The 6,093-nt window shown below is 27.5% G+C and carries 9 protein-coding genes; 1 reads left to right on the top strand and 8 read right to left on the bottom strand.

The features are described from left to right. A partial coding sequence (locus NZD88_RS20840; RefSeq protein ID WP_259831712.1) for a hypothetical protein occupies positions 1–184 on the top strand: 184 nt, incomplete at its 5' end. Positions 185–362: 178 nt separating this feature from the next. On the opposite strand, the gene NZD88_RS20835 is transcribed toward NZD88_RS20840, so the two are convergent. The 8 genes from NZD88_RS20835 to NZD88_RS20800 all read right to left on the bottom strand — a co-directional run bounded on the left by NZD88_RS20835 (position 363) and on the right by NZD88_RS20800 (position 6,045). Beyond that, positions 363–584, bottom strand: a complete 222-nt coding sequence (locus tag NZD88_RS20835) for a hypothetical protein (protein ID WP_259831711.1) — start codon at positions 582–584, stop codon at positions 363–365. A 189-nt stretch (positions 585–773) separates the two neighbouring features. Further along, positions 774–1,442 carry a conjugal transfer protein TraX gene (locus tag NZD88_RS20830; RefSeq protein ID WP_259831710.1) on the bottom strand — a complete coding sequence of 223 codons (669 nt, stop codon included), beginning with the start codon at positions 1,440–1,442 and terminating at the stop codon, positions 774–776. Positions 1,443–1,461: 19 nt separating this feature from the next. After that, positions 1,462–1,911, bottom strand: coding sequence for a hypothetical protein (locus NZD88_RS20825; RefSeq protein WP_259831709.1), 450 nt, complete (start codon positions 1,909–1,911; stop codon positions 1,462–1,464). After that, on the bottom strand, positions 1,884–2,363 hold the full coding sequence (locus NZD88_RS20820) for a hypothetical protein (protein WP_259831708.1): 480 nt from the start codon (positions 2,361–2,363) through the stop codon (positions 1,884–1,886). The genes NZD88_RS20825 and NZD88_RS20820 overlap by 28 nt, the downstream gene beginning before the upstream one ends. Positions 2,364–2,803: 440 nt before the next feature. Next, positions 2,804–3,340, bottom strand: a complete 537-nt coding sequence (locus NZD88_RS20815; protein ID WP_259831706.1) for a hypothetical protein — start codon at positions 3,338–3,340, stop codon at positions 2,804–2,806. A 6-nt stretch (positions 3,341–3,346) separates the two neighbouring features. Then, positions 3,347–4,048, bottom strand: coding sequence for a hypothetical protein (locus NZD88_RS20810; RefSeq protein WP_259831704.1), 702 nt, complete (start codon positions 4,046–4,048; stop codon positions 3,347–3,349). After that, complete coding sequence (locus NZD88_RS20805; RefSeq protein WP_259831702.1) at positions 4,045–5,421, bottom strand: hypothetical protein; 1,377 nt, start codon at positions 5,419–5,421, stop codon at positions 4,045–4,047. Before NZD88_RS20805 ends, NZD88_RS20810 begins: the two co-directional genes overlap by 4 nt. An 18-nt stretch (positions 5,422–5,439) precedes the next feature. Then, positions 5,440–6,045 (bottom strand): hypothetical protein, encoded by a 606-nt coding sequence (locus NZD88_RS20800; RefSeq protein ID WP_259831700.1) that lies wholly within the window; start codon positions 6,043–6,045, stop codon positions 5,440–5,442. Between the last annotated feature and the right edge of the window lie 48 nt (positions 6,046–6,093).

The raw sequence follows: 6,093 nt of genomic DNA, 5'->3' as shown, positions 1-6,093 counted from the left end.
GGGATCAGGAAGGACTATGCCGGGGCATCTGATTCCCGGACAGCTGACCCCAAAAAAATACTTCGTTAAAATGATTCCGGCAGCGCAGGATATCGCCAGGAACCGGAATGATTTAACGAACTATAAACTATTCCGATTTTTAACGAATTATTACAGCTCCAGATCTTTCTCCAGATTTAAATAATAATTCGTTAAAAATTGATCTGAAGAAGATCTGGCCATCGGTTTTGGCGAATTAAAAAAAGCCATCTTTCAGATGGCTGCCGATGGAAAACTTAGGCCCTGAAGCTGTTGGCTCCATCGGCCCGGTAAATCTCCCAGGGATTATTAATAGTCGGAAAAAACATCTTTATTATTCTATGCTACTTCATTGTATTTAAATCTTTATCCAATGATTTTTTAGATTCTTTAAGATCAGTATCCATATTAATGACATCCTGTTCCTGTTTTTTTCTTATTGAATCTTGAATTTCTTTGTTCGATTTCTGATTTACACTTTGAGTAGGTTGTATACTTCTACTTGCTTCTTTTTTACAAGAGAAAAATAAAGAAATAATTGATAATAATAAGAGTGGTTTTTTCATAATAAAAATTTATGCAAATATATCTAATAGTAGTGTTTATACAGATAAAATCCTACATAGCTCAAAGAATAAATAATAACAACGATTGTAAAAATTAAGTAGTATTTATTTTTAAAAACAATTCTTCTGAAAATAAGATTATATATATTTATAACTGCGGCTAATAAGTAAATAAAAAAAATTATCTCATCAAACATTCGTAACATATTTAATTAATGCAAATATGAGCAAATGAATCGCATAAAACGAATAATAAATCTTCCCAATTTTTTTTCCCTGTTTTCCATTATACAAAAAGATTGGAATAAAACCAAGAAATGCAAAAAACTGAACTCCTAATACATTAAAAGTCGCTATAGTACTAATAGTTTCTATAAAAATAAATTTAAAAAAATTAAGCTTCCGGAAAAGATAAAAAGCAAATATCAAACTTGTACCATACCAGGAATAATCAAATTTAAAAAAATAAGAAACAACCAAACAAACCAAGCCAACTATAAAGGACAAAAAAAACGATTTTGACTTTTGAAAGAATTGCAGTCCTAAAATTGAAATTAATAATGTGAAAAATATATTTTGATGTTCAAAATAGAAAGGCTTGCCATAAAAAGCAAGGTCAAATGGAATTTCTGAAATAAGAGCCCAAATAAAAATTTTTTGAATATAGTTTTTAATATTTCTGGTGTTATTTACACCTTCTACAAGCATAAAAGCATATAATATAAATGCAACTCTGCCTATTATTCTTAGAGGTAAAAAATCGGGGAAAAACATAGCACCAACATGATCTAAAATCATTGTAGTTAATGCTAAAATTTTAAGGTGATAAGAATTCAGTATTTGAAATTGAGAAAGCATTGAATTGGATAGATTTTAATTAATTTTCTGACTCACTAAGGTCAATCATCTGCAATGTATTTTCTGTTAAATACTTAACAATCTCTTCAAAAAAAATAGAGGAAGAATAATTTGAATAGTTCTTACTATTGTTGATATAAAAAGTATGCATTAAGCTATAAAACAAATCATAATATTCAGTCTCTAAATTAAAATTAATATTCTCTTTAGATTCTTTTATATATTCCTTATGAATATTAGTGCCTTTTTTCTTGTAAAATAAAATATATTCTTCCGATGGCAGCAATATAGTTTTATACTTCTTTTTATATTCGGTTTCTAGATTTAATAAAGTTACAATCAAGAAATTTTTGAATGAAAATAAATGAATTTTATTATTATCTTGGTAAAATTCAAAACCAATTCTTTTAAATTTGTCTATTAATTCTTTGGTGTTTTTTATTAGCAAATTCTTTTTTGATCTTCCCATTGTCTGATGATTTTTAATATGATACCATTCTGGTTCATTTTCCGCTGAAATAAAAGAGCTTTCTCAAGTCTAAATACAAAATAAGACCTATCCAATTCAGGTGTAAAAATAGGAACAAATTCTTGTTCTTTTACATTATATCTCTGGAAATACTGATTTTCACTTTGAAAGATATAAATTTTTTTCTTAGTGGATGTTTTATACCAATGGTTAAAATTAAATCTGGAATCATCTAAAAGATCGACAAAACTAATATAGAATTTCTTAATGTTATTATTAAAGCCAAAAACAACTCCTGAGTTATCCCTTGAAAAAGAACAATATAAAGCCTCTCCAGTTGAAGAATCTACTATGAGAGGATTGTCTTTTTCTCCCATAAAAACAATGCTAACATTGTGCTGAGTAAAATAAGCTTTTAGAACTGATTTGAAATTATTAATATCTTCTTTCATAATGGTAATTTATAAAATCAAATATATACAAAACAATCAAGACAACAAAAACAACAATTTATTTAATTTTATTTTGTTAGGATTATTTCTTTTTATAATATTGTATTAGAATACAATGTTATGATAGCTTTATTAAAAGGAATTATAAAATTTATTATTTACGGTTTATTGATCTTCAATTTATTTTTGGCGAGTGTTGCCAATGTATTTACCGATAATATACAAGAGAGTAATTCCAGGTTTGGTTTTGCTCTGCTAATACTAATTCTGTTTGCTTCAAGAAAAATAATTATGAGAATCCCTAAAATGCTGTTTAAATCTATTTTAAGACATTAAGAATATACAATTAGACTTAAAACAAAAAAAGCACTTATCTTTTGATAAGTGCTTTTCATTTAAAATTATTATGATGTTGTTTTTTACTAAGCGTAAAAAATTCATTATAAATTAATTTCATTAAGAGCTATTGCATTCTGAAGAAATATTTTATACTTCTTACTTTCAATTTTACCAACTAGGAAGAAAGTATTTTCATCCTGATCAAAATCCCAATCAACAACAACAAAATCCTTTCCTACAATCTTTTTAGCTTTTGAACTTGCATTAAGCTGGCCAATTTGCTCAGCTGTCCAAATGATATTGTTAACATTATGAGCATGATTAACAACCTTTGCCCCGGTAACAATAATTTCTGTACTTTTTGTAATGCCTCCAATACTAGTTCCTAAAGCTCCTCCAACTGAAGCAACATTAGCAATTTGCATTACTTTCTTCAAACTAAACCCTTGTTGCTGTTGGATAGCAATAAAATCATATTGATAAGGCTTATTAATCTTTATTATACCGCCTCTTATTATCTTGGTACTGTCGTTTATTAATAAATATTCACCCTTATTTTGAATATTGATTTGTGCTTTGGAAATAAAAGAAATTAGGAGGAATAATCCTCCTAAAATGATCTTAATTGTACTGTTCATAGATTGTTATTTAGATTTCTGTTTTTCCAGCTTATTAAGCATCTTATTTAATTTTTCATTGAATGAAAACAATTCTCTCCCATCTTCAGATATTTTTTTCCTTGGAATTAGTACAAGGGTTGTGAAAATATCTTTCTCTTTATCATAGCTATCTATTCTTTCCAGCCTCCCCTTATAGTCTTGGTCTGCAATTTTATTTAGTGAATAGGGTAGAATAGTATCGGTTTTTTTGATATAAAAAATAGTAAGAACCTTTCCCTGAACGGTTTTAAACCTGCTAAATTCTTTATTCCCATAAAGTATAGTATCACTCATTTTAACACGTTTATCATATCCGAAAATTGGAAAGTTCACCCATTTGGAGCCAAATTGTTTTTTATAAACGTTTTGAGGCTTGCTTGCCGTCATTTTCATAAATGCAGTAGTTTTCCCTTCAATATAATCTACTGGTTTATAAAAAGAATCTTTCTTAATAAAGGTGATTCTATCCATCATAGAAGGAAATAAAACATTTGGAACAAATTCTAATATTGTATCATTCTTATAATCCATTTTTGATATATAAAACTGACGGTAATTTGTAAGTCCTTTGGATGCATCATAGTAAATGTTTGTAAATAGATCGATTGAACCTTCAGTACTTTTAATCTCTTTTTTGCATCCAACAAGAAATAAAAGTGGAATTAATAAAATTAGCAACCTTTTCATATTTTTCTTTGTGTTGATTGTTGAACATTATTTTCGATATCCTTTTTTTCTGAGGCTATAGTACTGCCCATTGATTGAGAAGTATTTAACCGTTGCATTTTAAAGTCATACAGATTGAGTGTTTTATACTGCGGATTTAATACAGCGTTTAATTTTTCAGTACCTTGACTATTCTTAATTAACACTGGAACTACATTCCCTTTTTCTAAAGATCTAATAAGCTTATTGTGAATTTCATCATTTGCAATGAGAACATTTGATTTTTTAAGGATCTCAGCTGTATTTACACCATAATTTTGAAAAAACTTATTCAAATTAAATTCTCCATTTTCATTAGGATTTTGAAAGTCGATTTTTACAAAAATATCCTCTTTTTGCCCGTTTTTAAGATTTATCTCCGTTCTTACGCTTCGGCCCTCAATTAAATTCACTGCCTCTTTTGCTGAAAAAGGCACTTTCTTCAGATCTACATTGTACGATACATTTTGATCTTTTTCTTTGTTTTCTAAACTGACAAGATAAGAATTCAAAAAAACATTTTCTGTTTCTTTGGATTTATTAAAGCTGAGTAAAAAGGTAATTTCATTGGATTTGAAATGGTTCATTTCAGTCCCTTGCTTAATCACAAAATTATTCTCACCCAGGTTAATTTTGTTTGCTAATTCCAAATGAAGTTTCTCTTCTACACCAAAACCTAAAAATTTCATCTGATCCTTTAAATAATTAAAATTTTTCGTTTGATCCTCGTTGAATGTAGAAATAATAGTTTTCAAAGAATCCTTAGGCTCTGTATCTTTGGTTATTTCATTTTTTACTTTAGGAAAAATTTCTTCTTTTTTGAAAGTTTCCTCTTCTCCATTGTACCAAGTGGCATTTATATTCCCATCTTTATTTATCGATAAGCTTACTTTTAATTCATCTTCGGCTTCTTCTTTTGGAATATTTATTGAGCCATTTTTCAATAATATTTCTTTTTGTTTTTCAGAAATTATTAATTGATTTGCCTGCCTTATTTCATCATGTGAAAGTGAGATCGAATCATTAAACTTCACATCCTTATTCTTAACAATACTGGGTATTTCTATTAAGTCCTCAGACAAAGTAGACCTTACAATATTATCATCCTTATTAATGTGATATTTAACTCCCAAGGAAACTAATTCCAGCCCTTCTGTAGCTAACATAAATTTATCTACTTTATTAAGCAAATTGTTATCAATTACATCAGGAATCTTAGCCATTTGTGTAGCTGTTAAACTTGCATTGTCGCTATTTAAACCATATTCAAAGTAATCAGTAAAGGCTTTTATTTGCGTTTCAGTTATTTTAAGTTCAACCTTCAGGTTATTATTCGGGTTTATAGATGTTTCCATTATTATTATTTGTTTTTATTACCAACTAAGTAAATAATCATAATTACGATAGTTAAGTAGATTATTTTGTACATGAAATTTTATAAAAGGAATCAACAAAACATCTATAGATTGTAAATCTATAGGCATCTGTAATACTGTATCATTGGAAAAAAACAATTTCTTGTTACTGTACTGGTAAGTAATTTTATTAGAAGTAAAGAAATTATTGATATTCATAATATTGATAATCCCAGAATAAGAATTATTGCGGTGATAAATATCAATATTTAAAGAGTCTTTGTTAAAAACTAAAATATAATCGTAGAGATACTGAAGTAAATCATCTACAGTATTTTCATTTGAACAAACGATTATCTCTTCATCAAATCTCTGTTTATTAAGATCATTTATCCATTCGTCGAAAAAAAATATTGCTTCCTGTATATTAGAAAATATTGATATTTTCTTAGGGATTGAAACTCTGTTAGGATTAATAATTTTAAAATAATCACCGTAATCATTCCACACATTTAAATCAGAATTATATTCTATCTTACTGTCGTTATCTCCACTAAAGCATATAATAGACTCATTAATAAAAGATCCTTTGAACTGCTCAATTAATTTCTGATCAATTTCCATTGAATATATTTAAATTCATTGTATGTTTTTTCCGACTAACAATAAAAG

The sequence above is a fragment of the Chryseobacterium pyrolae genome, assembly GCF_025153485.1.
GTDB classification, from domain to species: Bacteria; Bacteroidota; Bacteroidia; order Flavobacteriales; family Weeksellaceae; genus Chryseobacterium; species Chryseobacterium antibioticum.
Note: the sequence above shows the minus strand (reverse complement) of the source record. Positions and strands in the feature narration are given on the sequence as shown.